The organism is Kitasatospora nipponensis, from assembly GCF_039528135.1.
GTDB lineage: Bacteria > Actinomycetota > Actinomycetes > Streptomycetales > Streptomycetaceae > Kitasatospora > Kitasatospora nipponensis.
This window is the reverse complement of sequence record NZ_BAAALF010000956.1, coordinates 1-576: the sequence shown is the minus strand read 5'-3', so window position 1 is coordinate 576 and position 576 is coordinate 1. Positions and strand designations below refer to the sequence as shown.

General features: G+C 72.2%; 1 protein-coding gene. It reads left to right on the top strand.

The features are described from left to right. Positions 1–14: 14 nt before the first annotated feature. The coding region (locus tag ABD323_RS44285; RefSeq protein ID WP_344447646.1) for an AMP-binding protein at positions 15–576 on the top strand (562 nt) is incomplete at its 3' end.

Here is a 576-nt window from a genome sequence, read left to right as displayed (position 1 = left end):
ACAGTGCGGCCTACGTGATCCACACCTCCGGTTCCACCGGCGAGCCCAAGGGCGTGGTGATCGACCACGCCGGCCTGCGCAACCTCTCCGGCTTCCACGAGCACGGGGTGATCGCCTTGGCGGACCGGCGGATGCGGGTGGCCCTGACGGCCTCGCTCTCCTTCGACACCTCCTGGGAGGGCCTGCTCTGGATGGTGGCCGGTCACGAGCTGCACGTGATCGCGGACGACGTGCGCCGCGACGCCGGCGCGCTCGTCCGGCACATCGCCGCCGAGTCCATCGACGTCCTGGACGTCACCCCCACCTACGCCGAACAGCTGGTCGAGGAGGGCCTGCTGGCCGACCCCGAGCAGCGTCCGCGGGTGCTGCTGCTGGGCGGCGAGGCGGCCGGCGCCGCACTGTGGGAGCGGATCCGGCAGGCCGAGGGGACCATCTGCCACAACCTCTACGGGCCCACCGAGTGCAGCGTGGACGCCCTCTGGTTCGACGCCGCCGAGTGGCCGCAGCCGCTGGTCGGCCGCCCGCTGGCCAACACCCGTGCCTATGTGCTGGATGTGGGTCTGCGTCCGGTGGGTC